The organism is Kribbella sp. NBC_00359, assembly GCF_036097425.1.
In the GTDB taxonomy this organism is placed as follows: Bacteria; Actinomycetota; Actinomycetes; order Propionibacteriales; family Kribbellaceae; genus Kribbella.
This window is the reverse complement of sequence record NZ_CP107975.1, coordinates 5,677,137-5,695,865: the sequence shown is the minus strand read 5'-3', so window position 1 is coordinate 5,695,865 and position 18,729 is coordinate 5,677,137. Positions and strand designations below refer to the sequence as shown.

Below are 18,729 nucleotides of genomic sequence, written 5' to 3'. Positions count from 1 at the left end.
AATGGCCGTCGTACCCGCGGGGGGTACGACGGCCTTTCTGTGCGTGGACGTGGCGGCCTTGCGTTTGAGGCGCGAGGCTAGGAGCAGGTGGGTGATCTGTCAGCGGGCGGATGGGGGCAGTGCCGTGAAGGAGCAGACGAGGGTTGTGGTTACTCCGGATGGTCGGAGGTTGGGGGTTTGCGTGTGGGGGGATCCGGACGGGGCTCCGATGTTTTGGTTGCACGGGACGCCGGGGAGCCGGTTCCTGCGTGAGCCGGGTGATGCGTACGCACAGAATCACCTGAGGGTGTTCACCTATGACCGGCCCGGCTATGGGGTGTCTACGCGGGTGCCGGGCCGGCGGGGAGCGGATGCGGCGGACGATGTGCGCGCGATCGCGGATGCGTTCGGGCTGGAGCACTTCGGGGTCGCCGGTGTTTCGGGTGGTTCCTCGCCGGCGTTGGCTGCTGCTGCTTTGCTGCCGGATCGGGTGAGCCGCTGCGCGACCGTTGTCGGATCTGCTCCCTTCACGGCTGAGGGGCTCGACTTCTACGACGGCATGGACGACTACGCCCGGCACGGTTGGCAGCACGCCTTGCAGGGCAACGCGGCGCTGGAGGCCGATTGGCGGGAGATGATGGACTGGGTGAAGGCCGGTATGCCCGAGCTGGAGGTCCCGAAGGACGACTGGACGATGCTCATGGAAGCGTTCGACGAGTCCAGTCGGCAGGGTTCAGCCGGGTACGTCGACGATTGCCTGTCGGACGCCCGTGATTGGGGGCTGTCGGTCGAGGATGTCCAGGCGCCGACACGAATCATGCTGGCGCGCGACGACACCTCGGTACCCGCCGCACACGGGGAATGGCTCGTGCGCCACATACCCAACGCCGAGTTGCTGTGGGTGGACGGCGGTCATTTCGGTCCCCGCCGTGAGCCCGAGATGCAGCTGATGGCGTGGGTCGGCCATGGAACGAGCCCAACCAACTGAGACAGCGCGTCGGGACTAGCTGTGCACCGCGGTCGTCGGGAGCATGCCGAGGAGGGCGTCGGCGGCCAGTGAGGCGGCGGTGCCGATGGGGACGGCCACGGAGACCTGCCAGTCGGCGGCGCTGCCGGGGGTGAGGCCGACGGTGATGTGGTCGCCGCGTTTGGCGGCGATGCGTTCGGGGACAAGGGCTACGCCGAGGTTGTGGGCGACGAGGGCCAGGAGCGTGTGTACGTCGTTCACCTCGATCGTCACGGGGTGAGCGACGCCGGCGGTGGTGAACGCCTGGTCGGAGATCGTGCGGGCGCCCCAGGTGGGGTCGAAGTCCACGAACGACTCCCCCACCAGGTCGTCGAGGGAGACCGCGGACGCCTTGGCGAGGCGGTGGTCGGGGGCACAGACGAGGACCATCGACTCCCGCGAGAGCGGGCGGAGGTCCAATCCGTCGACGCGGTCACCGTCCGTGGCAACGAACGCGACGTCGAGGCGACCGGACGCCAGCTCGTCGAGCATCGGGGTGGAACCACCCTGGCGGACCTCGATCTCGACACCCGGGTAGGCGGAGCGGAACTTGGCCAACAGCGCCGGTACGTCGACCACGCCGAGGCACTGCTCGAGGCCGACCGTGAGGTGACCGCGCAGCAGACCTTGAACCGCGGCGACCGCGTCCTTGGCCGCCTCAGCGGCGGCGAGAGTACGGCGTCCCTCGCACAGCAGGGCTCGGCCGGCCTCGGTGAGCTCGACGCTCCGGGTGTTGCGAACGAAGAGGGAGGCGCGCAGCTCGCGTTCGAGGGCGCGGATCGAGGCGGACAGGCCGGACTGGGAGATCGACATCGCCTCGGCCGCCCGCGTGAAGTGCTTCTGCTCGGCCACCGCCACGAAGTGTTCCAAGTGCCTCAGCTCCATGACTCAGAACTCTAGTCGATCGAAGCAAAACGATTCACCTGTCCCGCATGTTGGCGGACGATCCATGCCGCGACGGCCCGGAGGCTTCCACTAGGTAGGGTGTCGAGCATGGCGGATGAGGAGTTTCGGGTTGAGGTCGTGCTCGGGAACGACGAGCACAGGTTGACGTTCTGGGAGCGGTTGCGGGCACTGGATCTGGACGACGACGCGCAGAAGCGGCTCGGGAGTCAGGTGACGGTGACCCGCGACGGGAACCGGATGCTGCTGTACACGCACACCCTCGCGGATGCGCAGGAAGCGGAGCGGACCGCCAAGGAACTGGTCGCCCACGACAAGATCGAGGCCGAGTACACGGTGACGCGGTGGAATCCGGCCGAGCAGGACTGGACCGACCCGAGCGTGCCGGTGGGTGAGCACGACGCCGCCAGCGACGCGGCGAAGAACGCGGGTATGGAGGTGCCGGATCAGCGGTACGTCGTGATACAGGCCTACAAGCCTCAGTTCCTTCGGGACCTCGGGCTCTGATCCCTGATCCACCTAGTCTGGCCGGATGCGGATCGAGCTGCGGCCTGTCGGTGAAGGGGATCTGGAGTTGTTCCGGCGGTTCGCCGTCGAACCGGGGCTGATCGGGCTGGACTGGGCCGGGTTCCGGGACGCGCAGGCGCCGGCACGACGGTTCGCCGAGGACGGGTTCCTCGGCACGGACGACGGGCGATTGCTGGTCCGCTCCGACGACGAAACGGCTGGGTTCGTGAGCTGGCGGACCGGGTCGTTCGACAGCAGGACGTCGTACTGGGAGATCGGGATCGCACTGCTGCCGGAGTACCGCGGGCGTGGGATCGGCTGGCGGGCGCAGGCTGTACTGGCCGACTATCTCTTCCAGCACACGCCCGTGCAGCGGATCCAGGCCGCGACACATGCGGAGAATCTTGCCGAGCAGAAGTCGTTGGAGAAGGCGGGTTTCACCCTCGAAGGGGTGATCCGGGCGTGCGAGTTCCGGGCGGGGAAGTACCGGGACGGGTATTTGTACAGCAGGTTGCGGGACGACCCTGGACCGGTCGTCGACAACGGTTCGGTGACGGGATCGGGGAACGACGCGTCCGGGGAACCTTCGGAGCACTAATCTCGGCGGGTCGCTGCCGGCTCACACGGCGTGGTTCTGCGACTCTGAAAAGTGCTCGAGGGAGAGGGGAATCGTGTCTCGTCGACGTGGTCTCGTTGCCGGTGCCGTCGTACTAGCGTTCGTGCTCGCCGGGTGTTCCGACGTGGCCGCGAGCGAGTCGACTCCCTCCCCCAGGACGTCGAGTACGCCGTCCGCGAGTACGCCGACCGCTTCACCGACGACCGCCAAGCCGACGCCGGTCAAGCCGAAGCCCAAGGTGAAGCAGAAGCCGCAGTACTACGCGCTGCGCGTCGAGCGGCAACTGGACAAGCTCGGGTACCCGGTCGGCGACATCGACGGTGACATCACGGTGCGGGCCAAGCAGGCGCTGTGTGCGTGGCGCGAGACGAACGGCATGCCGGTCAGCCGCGCCGGGCTCACCCTCAACGACGCGTACTCGGTGCTCAACGCAACCAAGCGGCCGGCGCCGACCCGCTCGCCCGGCATCTACGTGAACAAGACCTGCCAGATCCTGTACCAAATCGTTGGGAAGACCTACAAGCGGATCGTCTGGATCTCGACCGGCGCACCCGGGTACGAGACCCCGAACCGCACCGGCAAGGTCTGGCGCAAGTGGGCCGGCGCACACGAGAGCAGCCTGTACGACGACGCGTTCATGTACGACTCCCTCTACTTCCTCCGCGACCGCCCCGGCATCGCCCTGCACGGCTCCCGGGTCAACTCCCTGATCAAGCCCTACCCCGCCAGCCACCGCTGCGTCCGCGTCCTCCGCCCCGAAATCCACCAGATCTTCGCCGACACCCCCATCGGCACCAAAGTCCAGGTCTACGGCGAATACTGAGCAAAGCCAGCCGACTCCGGGCAACGGGGTGCCCGGAAGGGCGAGGTCTCGTGGCCGGGGCAGCACCTCCAGAACCTGTGCAGGTCGACAGGACGTATACCCCCACTGACCAGGTGATGGATGGCTGCGTGAGCCCGGGTCAGCCCGCCGAACGCGGACACGTCCTGTCGAAACGTCCGCCTTCCTGACCGAGGACGCCCCGTCAGTTGTGCGGGTGGTGGAGGCGTTCGAGGTGGGGGCGGGGGGTGCCGTCGTAGGGGTTTGGGGGGAGGCCGGTGAGGAGGTCTGGTAGGTGGAAGGTGGGGAAGAGGCTCAGGTCGAGAAGGCTATGGCGTGGATGATGCCGGCGGCGGTGAGGGTGAGGACCTGGATCTGGAAGGCTCGGTGGATGTTGTCGATCGGGTCGCGCATGTAGACGGCGAAGGCGGGTTGGCGGTTGGCCTTGATCGGGATCAGGACCTGATCGCCGGGACCCTTGGCCGGGCAGTGGGTTGAGATGAGGCGGCCGATATTGCGTGCGCCCCGGAACCACGATGTGAACGGCGGCATCTCCCAGATCGCGTCGTCCGCGAAGAACGTGACGATCGTGGGTACGTCGTACTGCTCGAAGGCAGCCTGGTAGCGGCTGAGGAGCTCGGGCTGGTGGACCTGATGGCCGCGCTCGGGGCGGAGGTTGGCTCTGGCCTGTGGGAGGTCGACCGGGCCGAGCAGGCCGGTGATCCGGTCCGGGGACCACTGCTCGAGGTCGTGCAGGATCACCGCCGCACGCTCGTCGGCGGGCAGGCGCTGGAGCGCGGCGATGAGCGCCAGATCGACGAGGTTCCCGTCCGCGAGCTCGTCGGGGAACGGTTCGAGCCAGAGCACCTCCGACCGCTGGTGCAGTTCGCCCTCAGGGTCGTCGCTCGCGGCGGCCAGGTCGGTGGGCAGGGGACGGGTGCCGGCGCGCTCCAGGCACTCGCGAGTCGCGGCCTCGTACGTCGCGCTGCCGCCGGCGACCTCGACCGCCTCGGTGATGGAGCCAAGCATCCGGTAGCAGTGCGAGATCAAGCCGCGCTGCAGTGGATCAGCGCGCCCCGCGACCTCCCCGAAGCCGTTCATCAGACCAAGACCTCACCTCATCGGCCAGTCTCGCCGCTCGGTCTGCTGGCTGTCGAGGTATCCGGCCAGCGCAAGAGCACTCAGATCCTGATGATGCGGTACGGCGAGCTGCGCCCCGATCGGTAGACCCGACGCCGACCAACCGACGTTGACCGTGGTCGCGGGATGGGCCGACATGTTGTACGGCACGGTGAACCCGATGTGCTCGAACGGCTTCGACGGATCGTCCGTCGGATACGCGAGCTCGGCCGGGAACGCGGTGATCGGCGCCACCGGCGACAGGATGACGTCGTACGACGTGAACACACCGGTCACCGCGGCAGCCATCGCGCCCATCTGGCTGTATCCGTGGAAGACGTCGAAACCCGACACATCACCGGCCGTCGACACCCACGAACGGATCTGCGGGAGCACCTTGGCCCGGCGTTCCTCGGGCAACGCCGCGATATCCACCGCGGACCGCACCCGCCAGAAGCGATCCAACCCGTCGAGCATCTCGCGCGTGATGATCGGACCGATCGGCTCGATGACCGCGCCGCCCTTCTCCAGTACGGCGGCCGCCGACGAGACGGCCGCGGTCACCTCGGGGTCCACCGGCAGACCGACGCCGGCGTCCAGCAGCAACGCCACGCGGAGACCCTCGACGGTGACCTCGTAACTGTCCGACGCGGCCGGGAGGGAGGTATGGTCGCGCGGGTCGTACCCGGACATGACGGACAAGGCCAGCGCCGCGTCGGCCGCCGTACGTGTGAGCGGGCCGATCGCCCGGCCTGGGTACGGGTTGCCGACCGCGACCCGCCCGTGGGTGGGCTTCAACCCGACCAAACCGCACCATCCGGCGGGAAGACGGATCGAGCCGCCGATGTCGGTGCCGATGTGGATCGGTCCATAGCCGGCCGCTGCGGCGGCCGCGGCGCCGGCGCTCGAGCCGCCGGCCGTCTTCGACAGGTCCCACGGGTTGCGCGTCAAGTGGTGGAAGGTCGACACGCCTGACGAGAGCATCCCGTACTCCGGCATCGTCGTCTTGCTGAAGATCACCGCCCCGGCGGCCCGGAGCCGAGCCGCCGCCGGCGCGTCCTCCGTGGCCGGGATCAGCTCGGTGGCGGCCGTCCCCTGTGGGACCGGGGTGCCGCGGGTGGCGATGTTCTCCTTGACGGTTACGGGTACGCCGTCGAGCGCACCGGCGACTCGGTCATGCCAGCGGCGCTCAGAGTCCTGGGCCGCGGCCCGGGCACCGTCCGGGTCGAGCGCGTACGTGGCGCAGATCCGCGGCTCCAGGTCCTCGACCCGGGCGAGCACGTCCTCGATCACCTCGACAGGTGAGAGCGAGCCGTCGCGAAAGCGATACAGCAGGTCGGTCGCGGTCAGATCGGCGAGACTCATGCAGGCTCCTTGGGGTCGGGATCGAACGAGGTCCGCGGACGCTCAGTTGGGTGGGTCGAAGCGCCCGTCGACCGCGGTCCAGCCGCCGTCGACCGCGAGGACGCTGCCGGTGACGAAGCTGGCTGCGTCGGAAGCGAGGTAGACGACCGCGCCGGCCAGTTCGCTCGGCTGGGCCCAGCGACCGAGCGCGCCCTTCTGCGCGTAGGCGTCGTACCAGGCCTGGTTCGCCTTGATCTGCGCGGTGAGCGGGGTCTCGACGACGCCGGGGGCGATCGCGTTGGCGCGGACGCCGGACGGTCCGAGTTCGGCGGCCGCGGTCCGGAGCAGCTGGACGAGGCCGGCTTTGGTTGCCGCGTACACCGATTGCCCGGGCTCGACCGTCGTACCGCGGATCGAGCTGAACCCGATGATGCTGCCGCTCCCCCGCGCCGCCATCTCCTTGCCGAAGGCCCGGATCAGCTGGAACGACGCCCGCAGGTTGAGCGACACCACCCGGTCGAACTCCTCGCCGCTGTAGTCCACGATCCGCTTCCGCACGTTGGTCGCCGCGGTGAACACGAGCACGTCCACCGGCCCGAGTTCGCCGACCGCTCGCTCGATCGCCGCATCATCGAGCACATCCAGCTCGTACGCCGTGAGCCCGCCAGCTGATCCGGTGGGCTCATCGCTCCCGCGAGCCACCGTTGCCTCGGCGGCAGGGAGGTCCCGGTCGGCGCAGGTCACCCGCGCGCCATGCGCGGCCAGAGCCAGCGCGCTCTCGCGACCGATGCCACTACCGGCACCAATCACCACCACGTGCTTCCCGTCGAGCCGGAACAACCTCGCGTAGTCCGTCACGTTCTCACCTCTCGTGATCTGCCACTTTGTGCACGGGATCCGTACGATCGGCCGCCCCGGACACGGATCCGGTGCACAACGTCAGGGGCTCGGGCGGATGATGGCCATTCGGGTTGTGGTTAGTTCTTCGATGGCGAAGCGGGGGCCTTCGCGGCCGATGCCGGAGTCCTTCACGCCGCCGTACGGCATCACGTCGGACCGGAAACCGGGGACCTCGTTGATCACGACACCGCCGACCTCGAGCCGGTCGATCGCGGTGAACGCGGTGTCGAGCGAGGACGTGAACACACTCGCATGCAGTCCGTAGCGCGACTCGTTCACCGTCCGGAAGGCGGTGTCGAGATCCGGCACCGAGCGTACGGCGATCACGGGCCCGAAGATCTCCTCGTCCCAGGCGAGCTGACCGGATGGTACGTCGGTCAGCACGGTCGGACCCAGGAGGTCACCGGAAGCGGCGTACGCGATGGTGGCGCCAGCGTGAACCGACTCGTCCACCCAGTCGCAGACACGAGCGGTCGACTTGGGATCGATGAGCGCGGACACGCGGGTCAACGGATCTCGTGGATCGCCCACGACGACTGCGGGCAGACGGGCGCCGAGCTTCTCGAGCAACGCGTCACGGATGGTTTCGACAGCGATGACGCGTTGGACAGAGATACAGGCCTGACCGGATGCGTAGTACCCGCCGCGCACGATGGCGTCCGCGGCCGCGTCGAGATCCGCGTCCTCGGCGACGACCAGGGCGGAGTTGGAGCCCAGTTCGAGCAGGACCTTGGTCGGCGCCGCATCGCAGGCGATCTGGTGGCCCACCACGGCCGAACCAGTGAAGGAGACGGCTCCGATACGACCGTCCGTGGTGAGAGCCGCGCCGACATCCGCTCCCCCGGTGACCAACTGCAGAGCACTCTCAGGCGCACCCGCTTCGAGCAGGGCGGAGCGCATGAGGTGGACCAGCCAGAGCGTGGCGAGCGGTGTCTGCGGTGCGGGCTTGATGATGATCGGACAGCCGGCGGCGAACGCGGGCGCGATCTTGTGCGCGGCGAGCAGCAACGGATAGTTGAACCCGGTGATGCCGACGACCACCCCGATCGGCTTCCGCACCCAGAAGCCGAGCAACCCTTCGCCACTCGGCAACAGATCCAGCGGCACGGTCTCGCCATGCAGCCGGGCGACCTCCTCGGCCGCCGTCTCCAGCGTGAGCAGCGTGCGATCGATCTCGACCCGGCAGTCGACCAGCGGCTTCCCGGTCTCGAGGACGAGTAGGTCGACGAAGGCATCGCGCTCCGCGGAGACCGCGGAATGCACGCTCTGCAAGACTTTCCGGCGCACGTACGACGGCAATCGCCCAACCGTCTCGCGGACGGCGAGGGCGTGGTCGAGTGCCTGCCGGGCCAGCTCGACGGATCCCACGGGCGCGTCCGCCACCGTCGAACCGTCGTACGGGAAGACGACCGGAGCCGTCGACGGTGCCTCGACCCAGGACGCGCCGATCGGCAGGCCGGCTGGGAACTTCACGCTGGTTCTCCCTTCGTCGCGAGCAGGTCGGAGGTCGTTGCCCCGGACAACGCGCGCGGCAGCGTCGGGATGGCCGAGACGAGGCGCTGCGTGTAGGGGTGCCGGGGTGCGGCGTACACGTCACCGGTGAAGCCGGTCTCGACGATCTGGCCGGCGTGCATCACCGCGACGCGGTCGCAGACGTGCTTCACCACGGACAGGTCGTGGGAGACGAACACCAGGGTCAGGTCGAGTTCGTCGACCAGGTCCGAGATGAGGTTGAGGACCTGCGCACGGACGGAGACGTCGAGGGCGCTGACCGGCTCGTCCGCGACCAGGATGCGCGGGCGGGGAGCGAGTGCGCGGGCGAGGGAGATGCGCTGGCGTTGACCGCCGGAGAACTGGTGCGGGTACCGGTCCCCCGCGTCGGCCGACAGCCCGACTGCCTCGAGCAGCTCGCGGACGCGCTCGCCGGAGGCCGGATGGCCTTGTACGACGAGGGGTTCGGCGATGATGTCGCGGACACGCATCCGCGGATCGAGGGAGCTCATCGGGTCCTGGAAGACGAGCTGGAGGTTCTCACGGAGGAACCGCAGGCGGCGCTCCGGGAGGTGGGTGATGTCGGTGCCTTCGACGATCACGTGCCCGGAGGTGGGCTGGTCGAGGGCGGCGATGATCCGGAGCAGGGTCGATTTGCCGCAGCCGGATTCGCCGACGATGCCGAAGCGCTCGCCCCGCTTGACTTCCAGGCTCACGCCGCGCAGGGCGTGAACCACCGGGGCCGGCCGGAGCAGCGACGTCCGGGGGCGGGGGTAGTCGCGGACGAGATCGACGACCTGGATCGCCGGGGAGGCCTCGGGCTCGCGAGCCGCCGGAACATGCGCGTGGACGACAGCGTCAGGCATGAGCACCTCCGCGCCGCCGGGCGGCCGACGCCGGGTCCGCGGAGTTGTCTCCAACCGGGTGCGGGGTGGAGGGGGCCGAGTTGTCTCCAAGCGGGCGGTGAGTGGTGGAGGCCGGGTCGTCTCCGGCCGGGCGTGGGGTTGTCGGGGCTTGGTCGGCGGAGTTTCCGGTGGGGCGGTGGATGGTCAGGGCTGGGTTGTGGGGATCGCCGGCTGGGTGGTGGCATGCGAAGCCGGCGGCTTCGGTGCCGGACCAGTCGGGAGTGGTGGCACAGAGGTCGGTGGCGTAGCGGCAGCGGGTGCGGAAGACGCAGCCGGTCGGGAACTGACCGGCCGGCGGGACGTTGCCCGGGATCGTGGTGAGCCGGCGGTCGGCCGTTTCTAGATCGGATGCCGCCAGCAGACCCTCGGTGTAGCGATGCCGCGGCCGGGTGAACACCTCACCGACCGGCCCCGACTCGACCACGCGCCCGCCGTACATGACGAGAACGCGCTCGCACACGGTCGCGACAACCGCGAGGTCGTGCGTGATGAACAGCAGCGCCGACGACCGCGCAACCACGCCCTTGACGATCAGATCGAGGACCAGCGCCTGCACGGTGACATCCAAGGCAGTCGTCGGCTCGTCGCAGATCAGCAACGCGGGGTCGTTGGCCAGCGCGATAGCGAGGACGACCCGTTGGCGCTGACCGCCGGAGAGTTGGTGGGGGTAAGCCCGCAGAGTATCCGTGGGCAGCTGCACCCGTTCGAGGAGCTCGGCCGCCGCGGCCCGCGCGGCGCCACGACCCGGCCGCGTCTGATGGATCAGCATCGTCTCGGCGATCTGATCGCCGACCCGCATCGTCGGGTTCAGCGCGGTCATCGGCTCCTGGAACACCATCGAGATCTGCAGACCGCGGACGCGCGCCATCCGGCGTTCGTCCGCACCGATCAGGTCATGGTCGACCCCGGCCAACCGGACCGAGCCATCGGCCACCACGTCCTCCGGCAGCAACCCGAGCACACTCAGCGCGGTCAATGACTTGCCAGACCCGGACTCCCCGATCAGCCCGACCCGCTCCCCCGGTCCCACCGTCAGGTCCACATCGGACACCAGGGTCTTGTCCCGGACCGTGACAGTCAGCCCGCGAACGCTCAGTACGTCGCCGCTCATCGCCGGTCCTCCAGCTTCGGATCGAACCGGTCCCGCAGGCCGTCGCCCAGCAGGTTGAACCCCAGTACGGCGATCGCGATCGCAACACCCGGGAAGATCGCCAACCGCGGCGCGGTGAACAGGAACTCCTGGCTCTCCTGCAGCATCCGACCCCACGACGGAGTCGGCGGCGGCGTGCCGTAGCCGAGGAACGACAGCGCCGCCTCGGCCAGCACCGCGATCGCGAACGACACCGAGGCCTGCACGGTGATCAGGCTGGTCACGTTCGGCAGCACGTGCCGCACCGCGATCGGCCCCGGTCGCCGCCCGGCCGCCCGCGCCGCGAGCACGTACTCGGTCCGCATCACCTGCAGCGCCCCACTCCGGATCACTCGCGCGAAGCTCGGCACCGAAGCGATGCCAATGGCAATCATCGCGGTCAGCGTGCTGGCCCCGAACACCGCGCCGAACATGATGGCCAGCAGCAACGCCGGAAACGCCAGCAGCAGATCGTTGGCCCGCATGATGAACTCGCTCGGCCACCGCCGCACCATCGCCGCGAGGATCCCCAGGGGTACGCCGATCACGGCCGCCACGCCGACCGCGACCACACCGACGAACAACGTGGTCCGCGACCCGACCATGATCTGGCTGAAGACGTCCCGCCCGAACTTGTCCGTCCCGAACCAGTGCTCCCACGACGGCTTCGCCAACCGGATCGCCGGATCCACCAACGTCGCGTCGTACGGCGTCCAGACGAACGAGACCAACGCCATCAGCACGATGACTCCGACGATCACGCCGCCGGCGATCAGACTCGGGTTCAACCGCCTCATCGCTCCCCCGTCCGCAGCCGGGGGTCGAGAGCGACGTACAGCAGATCGACCAGGAAGTTGACCACCAGTACGGCGACCACCAGCACCATCACCACGTCCTGAACGAGCAGGAGATCGCGGTTCGACACACCGTCGAGCAACAGACTCCCGAGCCCTGGGATGACGAACACCCGCTCGACCACCACCGCACCGATCAGCAAGGTCGCGAGCTGGAGACCGAGCACGGTCACCACCGGGACGGCCGCGTTGCGCAGACCGTGCCGCCACAACGCCGGGAACGGACGGAGTCCCTTGGCCCGGGCTGTCCGCAGATAGTCCTCACGCAGGACATCGAGCACCGCACTACGGACGTAGCGGGTGAGAACCGCGCCCTGCACCAGCCCGAGTGCCAGGGCAGGCAAGATCAACTGCTTGAGAAACATGGTCGGATCCTGCGCCGGCGGCGTCCAACCGTTGGCAGGTAGCCAGCCGAGCTTCACCGCGAACAGCATGATCAGCAGAATCCCCGCGAGGAACGCCGGTACGGCGACTCCCAGCTGGGACACCGCGGACAAGGCCAGCCCGGACACGTTGCGGTGCCGCGCAGCCATGATCGTCCCGGCCGGCACCGCGATCGCCAGCGCAATGATCATGCCCGCGACGACGAGCCACAGGGTCACCTGCAGCCGGTCGAACACCTGTGGTCCGATCGCCACCTTCGACACGTACGACGTACCGAGGTCGCCGTGCAGCAGTCCGCCGAGCCAGTCGAAGTACTGCGTCGGCAACGGCCGGTCGAGGCCGAACTGGCGGCGCAGTTCGGCCACGGCCTGGTCGGATGCGTTCACCCCAAGGGCCACCCGGGCGGGGTCGCCGGGCAGCACGGCCATGAACGCGAACACCAGCACCGAGCTCACCGCGAGGCTGACCAGCAGCACAGCGGTGCGCTCGAGCAGGCGAAGGATCATCGGGAGAGCGCGGAGAGGTCGAAGGACTCGGTGATCGCGTTCTGCGGCAGGCCCTTGATGTTCTTGTCCGCGACGATCAGGTTCGGCAGCAGGAACAGCCAGTCGCCCGCGGCTTGCTCGGACAGCCGCCGCGCCGCCTTCTTCATGTTGTCGACCTGAGCGGCCTCGTCACCAGCATCCGCGGCCGCCAGATAGCCCTGCAGCGTCGGGTCGTCGTACCGGGTGTAGTACTTCGCGTTGAACACGGCTCCCAGGTCGCGGGGTTCGACGTGCGCGATGATCGACATGTCGTAGTCGGCGTTCTTGAAGACCGTGGTCAGCCAGGCCGCCGGGAACTCGAGCTGGTCGATCTGCACCTTCAGCCCGGCCTGCTCCAGCTGGCTCTTCACCACCTGGCCGCAGGAGGTTGCGTACGGCAACGTCGGCAGCCGCAGCCGGAGCGTCTTGCCGGCCGCACCGGACGCCTGCAGCAACGACTTCGCCTTGGCCAGGTCGTACGGCGCGATGCCGGTGAGGTCCTCGTACCACGGGTCGGTCGGCGGGACCATGCTGCCGATCAGCTTGCCGCGACCGGCGAAACAGGTGTCCAGCAAGGCCTTGTGGTCGATCCCCATCCGGATCGCCTGCCGGGTCCGGAGGTCCTTGAAGACCGGCCGCGAGTTGTTGAACGACAGCAGCACCTCGCCGTTCGTGGTGCCCTCGATCACCTGGTACTTGTCGTTGCTGGTGAACTGGCTGAGCGCCTCCGGCGCCTGGACCGTGCCGATCACGTTGATCGTGCCGGTCAGCAGCGCATTGTTCAGTGCGGTCGGGTCCTTGAAGTACTTCAGCGTGATCTGGTTGAAGAACGGCTTGTTGCCCCAGTAGCTGTCGTTGCGTTGCAGCACGATCGAGTCGCCGCGGTTCCACGTCGAGAACTTGTAGGGGCCGGTGCCGATCGGCTGGGTCGCCAGCGCGCTGACGCCGCTCTCGGAGAACATGGCGCCGATCCGGGTCGTCATCCGGAACAACCAGTCGTTGCTCGGCTTGCTCAGCGTCACCTGCAACTGCGTCGGCGACAGCGCCTTCGTGCCGGAGACGACGTCCATCGCGGCCTTCAGCGACGTGGTCCACGCCGTCTTGACGCGGTTGATGCTGAACACCGCGTCGGATGCCGTGAACGCTTTGTCGTTGGTGAACTTCGCGTTGTCGACCAGGTCGAACGTGTAGGTCTTGCGGTCCGGCGAGACGGTCCACGACTTCGCCAGCGACGGCACGATCTTGCCGGAGTCGTCCTGCTTGACCAGCGTCTCGTAGACGTTGCCGAGCAGCGCCTGCGGGATCGCGGCGCCGTCGGTGGTGGTGAAGTCCAGGCTGGCCGGCTCCGCGACCAGGCCGATCGACAGCTTCTGATCACCTCCCGGCGAGCTGCCGCCCGACGTACTCGAACCGGCTGAGCAGGCGGTCAGGGCCAGGAGCGCCGCAGCGGCGACCGCGATCGCACGGACAGGAAACGACTTCACGCGAACTCCTCCGTTACCTCGAGCTGTCGCCGCATTCTGACGATCCCGGTCCGGCCGCGCGACCGGGACCACGCCGTACGGCGGACTTCGCCGTCCAGCTGTGACTGGTCCGACCAGTGGACTAGGTATCAGTGGGCCACTAGGTTTGTCGCACCACACGGCTCTGTCAAGACGATTGGGGTGCACCGGATGGCGAAGGGCCCGCAGTTCCAGCCGGTGCAGCCGGTCCGCGCGTACCAGCGGATCGTCGAGCAGGTCGAGGAGGCGCTCGCCCGGGGTGAGCTCGCGCCGGGTCAGCGGCTGCCGAGCGAGCGCGAACTGGTGGCGCAGTTCGAGGTCAGCCGGTCCACTGTGCGCGAGGCACTGCGGGTGCTGGAGAGCAACGGCATGGTCCGGTCCCGGCCGGGTGATCCGAACGGGCCGGAGATCCTGCCGTTCTCCCAGACCGCGCTGCGCAAGCAGATGGTCCGGCTCGCGCGGGTCGACGAGCTCACGCTGAGCGAGCTGATCGGGTTCCGGATGATCATGGACGGCGCCGCGATCCAGGTCGCGTCCCGGCTGCGCACGCCCGAGCAGCTCGCCGAGATGGAGGAGACGCTGGTCGCGATGCGCGCCGCGATCGACATCGACTTCGCCGCGTTCAGCGAGGCGGATCTCGCCTTCCACGACGTGATCGCGCGGATCAGCCGCAACTCGCTGATCCAGACCTGCAACGAGGTCGTCCGCGGCGTCGTCCTGAGCCTGATCTCGGACAAGATCGCGCACGCGCCGAACAGCCGGGCCCTGATGCTGGAATCGCTGCGGCACCACGCCGAGGTGGTGGCGGCGATCCGCTCCGGCAACGGTCACGCGGCGGCTCGGATCGCCCGGCAGAACATGTACGACTATTACGCCGGGTACGTGCCCGAACCCGCACGGGAAACGCTTCGCGCGCTGATAGATGAGTAGGTGGATCTCGTGGCATTCTGACGGGATCGGTTCACAGCAGCGGGGGGAACAGCGTGAACAAACCGGCGATTCTCAGCGTCGACGACGACCCGATGGTCTCGGCGGCGATCGCGCGCGACCTGCGCCGGCGGTACGGCGACGACTACCTCGTGGTGAAGGCGACGTCCGGCGCCCAGGCGCTGGCCGCGCTGACCAAACTCGCTCTGCGTAACCAGCCGATCGCGCTGATCGCGACCGACCAGCGGATGCCCGGGATGACCGGCATCGAACTGCTGGAACGAGCCCGTGAGCACGCACCGGACGCGAAGTACCTGCTGCTGACCGCGTACGCCGACACCGACGTCGCCATCAAGGCGATCAACGACATCGGCCTCGACTACTACCTGCTCAAGCCCTGGGACCCGCCCGAGGATCAACTGTTCCCCGTCGTCGACGACCTGCTCGGCGACTGGCGGCAGGCGAACCCCGAGCACACGTCCGATCTTCGCGTCGTCGGCAACCGCTGGTCCGACCGGGCGCATGACATCAAGACATTCCTGGCCCGCAACCACGTGCCGTACCTCTGGTACGACGTCGAGCGCGACGCCGAGGGCCGACGGCTCCGTGACCTCGCCGCCGCGACCGACACCGACCTGCCGTTGGTCCTGGTCCCTGACGGCGACACCCTCCGCGCGCCGTCCGCTGTCGACCTCGCCTCCGCCCTCGGTCTGCGAACCCGGGCCGAGCAGCCGCTGTACGACGTCTGCATCGTCGGAGGTGGACCCGCAGGCCTGGCGGCGGGCGTCTACGCGGCGTCCGAGGGCCTGAGCACGGTGATCGTGGAGCGTGAGGCGCCCGGCGGCCAGGCGGGGCTGAGCGCCGCGATCGAGAACTACCTCGGATTCCCGCGCGGCTTGACCGGCTCCGACCTCGCCCAGCGAGCGGTCGCCCAGGCATCCCGTTTCGGCGCGGAGATGGTCCTGGCCCGATCGGTCGTCGGACTCGAGTCCCGCGGCCCGGTGCACGCCGTACTGCTCGAAGGATCCGGCGAGATCGAGGCTCGCGCACTGATCGTCGCGACCGGCGTCTCGTACCGCAGCCTCGACCTCGCGGGCCTCAGCGAGCTGACCGGCCGCGGCGTGTACTACGGCGCCACGGCGAGCGAGGCCAGTCAGGTCCAGGGCGACGACGTGTACATCGTCGGCGCCGCTAACTCGGCCGGTCAGGCCGCCCTCAACCTCGCCCGCTACGCCAAACGGGTCGTGCTCCTGGTCCGCGGGGACACCCTCGAGACCTCGATGTCGCGCTACCTCATCGACAAGATCAGCAGCGCCACCAACATCGAGGTGCGTTGCCGGACCGAGGTGGTCGGTTGCCGTGGCGACGGTCATCTCGAGGCGCTGACGCTGGCCGAGCGGGAGTCCGGCCGGGTCGAGGAGGTGCAGGCGAGCTGGTTGTTCATCTTCGCCGGCGCCTCGCCACGGACCGAGTGGCTCGGGGACACCGTCGTACGTGACGGCAAGGGGTTCGTCATCACCGGGCCGGACCTGGTCGCGCTGGATCGCTGGTCGCTGCGGAGACCGCCGTACGCATTGGAGACCAGCGTGCCGGGCGTGTTCGCGGCCGGTGATGTCCGGCTCGACTCGATGAAACGCGTCGCGTCAGCCGTCGGCGAGGGCGCGATGTCGATCTATCTCGTCCACCGCTATCTGGCGACCGTCTGATGAACGCCGACGACCTGCGGGGCATCCCTCTCTTCGCCGGGGTGACCGACGCGCAGCTGGAAGAGCTGATCGACGGCAGCACCGAGATCGCGATCGAGCCCGGCCGCGACCTGTTCCACGAGGGCGAGCCGGCCGACTTCTGGTGGGTGCTCGTCGACGGCGCGATCGCTCTGCACCGCAAGATCGGCCGTGAGGACACCGTGATGGGCAAGATCGACGTCGCGGGCCGGTGGGCCGGCGGGTTCCGGGCCTGGGACGAGCACGGCGTCTACCTCGCCAGCGGCCGCGGCCTCACCGAGGGCCGGGTGCTCCGGGTGCCCGCGCAGGTGCTGCGCGACCGGATCGACGACTGGTTCCCGCTCGCCGGGCATCTGATCAAGGGCGTGTACGGGACCGCACGCGCGATCGAGTCGACGGCGCGGCAGCGGGACGCGCTGGTCACGCTCGGAACGCTCGCGGCCGGGCTGGCGCACGAGATCAACAACCCCGCCGCCGCGGCCGCGCGCTCGGTCAGCGCCCTCGACACGGCCTGTGTCTCGTTGCTCTCCGCGCTCCGGCGTCTCGCCGACGGCGAGGTGACGGCTGCCCAGTTCAGCACCCTCGACGACCTGCGTCTCGAGCTCGGCGCCGGTACGGCGGCACCTGATCCGGTCGACCTCGCCGACCACGAGAACACGATCTCGGAGTGGCTGGACGAGCACGGCATCGAGCAGGACTGGTTGATCGCACCGCCACTGGCCGCCGCCGGGACCAGCATCGAGTGGTGCGACCGTGCGGCCGACGTACTGGGCGACTCACTGGAGCCTGGGCTGGAATGGGTTGCCAGCACGCTGTCCACGGCGACGTTGCTGGGCGAGGTGAAGGAGTCGACCCGGCGCATCACGGAGCTGGTCGCGGCGGTGCGCTCGTACTCGCAGATGGATCGCGGCTCGATCCAGACGGTCGACGTGACCGAGGGGATCGAGAGCACGCTGGTCATGCTCGGGCACAAGCTCCGCGACGGGATCGAGGTAATCCGGTCGTACGGCGCGGACGTGCCACGGATCGACGCGTTCGCCGGCGAGCTGAACCAGGTGTGGACGAACCTCATCGACAACGCGGTCGACGCGATGCACGGCACCGGGACACTGCGGATCAGCACCCGGACCGACGGCGACCGGATCGTCGTCGAGTTCACCGACACCGGTCCCGGCATGCCGCCGGAGGTCGCCGCCCGCGCGTTCGAGCCGTTCTACACGACGAAGGAGGTCGGCAAGGGCACCGGCCTCGGGCTCGACATCGCGCAGCGGATCGTCGCCGAACACCACGGCGGGACGATCACGATCTCCTCCCGTCCCGGCGAGACGACGCTGCAGGTGCGGCTGCCGCATCAGCCCATCGGCGCCGGCTGACCTGTACCGAACGTCAGGAGGCAGTGGCGGTGTACGCCGTCACCCCGGGAGCCCGCCCGCTGCCGCTGGTGACTACCTCCTGTCGTTCGGAACAGGCGGTCAGGTGTCGTGCTCGAGGATCCGGACCCGCGGGACCTTGAGGATCTTGCGGGCCTTCGTGGTCCAGTCGGAGCAGAGGAAACTGGCCGCGGTCTCGGGCCAGGCGACCACGACGACCTCCTGGCTCCGGGTGCTCTTGACCAGCGACATCAGGGCCAGCAACACCTCGCCGTGCGTGATCGAGACGTTGACCGGGTAGCGGCTCGCGTCGCGGAGCCGGTGCGAACTGTGCTCGATCACCGAGGCCAGGTCGACGTCCGGATCGGCGAGCGTGGCCATCGGTGCCCGGCTCGAGCCGGCCGGCGGGCTGACGCGGGCGGACGGGCCTGTCGCGGAGCCGACCACGGACGCCGAGCCGGTGAGGCCGGCCACATCCGCGAAGGACGAGCCCAGCAACGCCATCGGACCACCGAATCCGCGCTCCTGATGGCTGGAGATCAGCAGGTCGTAGTTCACGGGTTCCTCGCGCCTTGCATGCAGGGCGGCAACACGGCGCGCGTCGCCCTCGCTCATCTCCCGCTCGATGAGCACCACCACGTCATACGTCATTCGTGGCTCCCTTCGCAGTCACTTCCGTTGTACTCCTGCTCCGGAGCGCACCAAAGCACGCACCGCGCGGCCGT

General features: G+C 68.8%; 18 protein-coding genes. 7 read left to right on the top strand and 11 right to left on the bottom strand.

Going from position 1 to position 18,729, the window contains the following annotated elements; all coding sequences use genetic code 11:
• Position 1 precedes the first annotated feature (1 nt).
• Positions 2-967 (top strand): alpha/beta fold hydrolase, encoded by a 966-nt coding sequence (locus OG876_RS27855; protein WP_328519593.1) that lies wholly within the window; start codon positions 2-4, stop codon positions 965-967.
• 15 nt (positions 968-982) lie between these two features.
• Here the strand turns inward: OG876_RS27855 and OG876_RS27850 are convergent, their stop codons facing one another.
• The gene (locus tag OG876_RS27850) at positions 983-1,870 is read right to left on the bottom strand and encodes a LysR family transcriptional regulator (RefSeq protein WP_328519592.1); all 888 of its coding nucleotides are present in this window, start codon (positions 1,868-1,870) and stop codon (positions 983-985) included.
• 108 nt (positions 1,871-1,978) lie between these two features.
• Between OG876_RS27850 and OG876_RS27845 the strand changes: the two genes are divergently transcribed.
• From OG876_RS27845 to OG876_RS27835, 3 genes are all read left to right on the top strand, one after another.
• The gene (locus OG876_RS27845; RefSeq protein WP_328519591.1) at positions 1,979-2,395 is read left to right on the top strand and encodes a hypothetical protein; all 417 of its coding nucleotides are present in this window, start codon (positions 1,979-1,981) and stop codon (positions 2,393-2,395) included.
• Positions 2,396-2,420: 25 nt separating this feature from the next.
• Positions 2,421-2,993, top strand: coding sequence for a GNAT family N-acetyltransferase (locus OG876_RS27840; RefSeq protein ID WP_328519590.1), 573 nt, complete (start codon positions 2,421-2,423; stop codon positions 2,991-2,993).
• A gap of 73 nt (positions 2,994-3,066) precedes the next feature.
• A complete protein-coding gene (locus tag OG876_RS27835) occupies positions 3,067-3,834 on the top strand; it encodes a L,D-transpeptidase (RefSeq protein WP_328519589.1) in 768 nt (255 codons plus the stop codon).
• Between the two features lie 312 nt (positions 3,835-4,146).
• Here the strand turns inward: OG876_RS27835 and OG876_RS27830 are convergent, their stop codons facing one another.
• The 9 genes from OG876_RS27830 to OG876_RS27790 form a co-directional block, all read right to left on the bottom strand.
• Positions 4,147-4,932, bottom strand: coding sequence for a hypothetical protein (locus OG876_RS27830; protein ID WP_328519588.1), 786 nt, complete (start codon positions 4,930-4,932; stop codon positions 4,147-4,149).
• Between the two features lie 12 nt (positions 4,933-4,944).
• Positions 4,945-6,315 carry an amidase gene (locus tag OG876_RS27825; RefSeq protein ID WP_328519587.1) on the bottom strand — a complete coding sequence of 457 codons (1,371 nt, stop codon included), beginning with the start codon at positions 6,313-6,315 and terminating at the stop codon, positions 4,945-4,947.
• 42 nt (positions 6,316-6,357) lie between these two features.
• A complete protein-coding gene (locus OG876_RS27820; protein ID WP_328519586.1) occupies positions 6,358-7,152 on the bottom strand; it encodes an SDR family NAD(P)-dependent oxidoreductase in 795 nt (264 codons plus the stop codon).
• An 81-nt stretch (positions 7,153-7,233) separates the two neighbouring features.
• Positions 7,234-8,667, bottom strand: a complete 1,434-nt coding sequence (locus OG876_RS27815) for an aldehyde dehydrogenase family protein (RefSeq protein ID WP_328519585.1) — start codon at positions 8,665-8,667, stop codon at positions 7,234-7,236.
• Positions 8,664-9,551: an ATP-binding cassette domain-containing protein gene (locus tag OG876_RS27810; RefSeq protein ID WP_328519584.1), complete on the bottom strand. Its 888-nt coding sequence runs from the start codon at positions 9,549-9,551 to the stop codon at positions 8,664-8,666. Before OG876_RS27810 ends, OG876_RS27815 begins: the two co-directional genes overlap by 4 nt.
• On the bottom strand, positions 9,544-10,701 hold the full coding sequence (locus tag OG876_RS27805; RefSeq protein WP_328519583.1) for an ABC transporter ATP-binding protein: 1,158 nt from the start codon (positions 10,699-10,701) through the stop codon (positions 9,544-9,546). Before OG876_RS27805 ends, OG876_RS27810 begins: the two co-directional genes overlap by 8 nt.
• Positions 10,698-11,516, bottom strand: coding sequence for an ABC transporter permease (locus OG876_RS27800; protein ID WP_328519582.1), 819 nt, complete (start codon positions 11,514-11,516; stop codon positions 10,698-10,700). The genes OG876_RS27805 and OG876_RS27800 overlap by 4 nt, the downstream gene beginning before the upstream one ends.
• Positions 11,513-12,463: an ABC transporter permease gene (locus OG876_RS27795; protein WP_328519581.1), complete on the bottom strand. Its 951-nt coding sequence runs from the start codon at positions 12,461-12,463 to the stop codon at positions 11,513-11,515. Before OG876_RS27795 ends, OG876_RS27800 begins: the two co-directional genes overlap by 4 nt.
• The gene (locus tag OG876_RS27790) at positions 12,460-13,965 is read right to left on the bottom strand and encodes an ABC transporter substrate-binding protein (protein ID WP_328519580.1); all 1,506 of its coding nucleotides are present in this window, start codon (positions 13,963-13,965) and stop codon (positions 12,460-12,462) included. The genes OG876_RS27795 and OG876_RS27790 overlap by 4 nt, the downstream gene beginning before the upstream one ends.
• Positions 13,966-14,154: 189 nt before the next feature.
• Between OG876_RS27790 and OG876_RS27785 the strand changes: the two genes are divergently transcribed.
• Genes OG876_RS27785 through OG876_RS27775 form a run of 3 tightly spaced genes read left to right on the top strand, consistent with a single transcriptional unit; the run spans position 14,155 to position 18,007 of the window.
• Positions 14,155-14,913 carry a FadR/GntR family transcriptional regulator gene (locus OG876_RS27785; RefSeq protein ID WP_328519579.1) on the top strand — a complete coding sequence of 253 codons (759 nt, stop codon included), beginning with the start codon at positions 14,155-14,157 and terminating at the stop codon, positions 14,911-14,913.
• A 53-nt stretch (positions 14,914-14,966) separates the two neighbouring features.
• The gene (locus tag OG876_RS27780) at positions 14,967-16,616 is read left to right on the top strand and encodes an FAD-dependent oxidoreductase (RefSeq protein ID WP_328519578.1); all 1,650 of its coding nucleotides are present in this window, start codon (positions 14,967-14,969) and stop codon (positions 16,614-16,616) included.
• The gene (locus tag OG876_RS27775) at positions 16,616-18,007 is read left to right on the top strand and encodes a sensor histidine kinase (RefSeq protein ID WP_328519577.1); all 1,392 of its coding nucleotides are present in this window, start codon (positions 16,616-16,618) and stop codon (positions 18,005-18,007) included. Before OG876_RS27780 ends, OG876_RS27775 begins: the two co-directional genes overlap by 1 nt.
• 99 nt (positions 18,008-18,106) lie before the next feature.
• Here OG876_RS27775 and OG876_RS27770 read toward each other — a convergent pair whose 3' ends face one another.
• Complete coding sequence (locus OG876_RS27770; RefSeq protein ID WP_328519576.1) at positions 18,107-18,655, bottom strand: hypothetical protein; 549 nt, start codon at positions 18,653-18,655, stop codon at positions 18,107-18,109.
• Positions 18,656-18,729 lie beyond the last annotated feature (74 nt).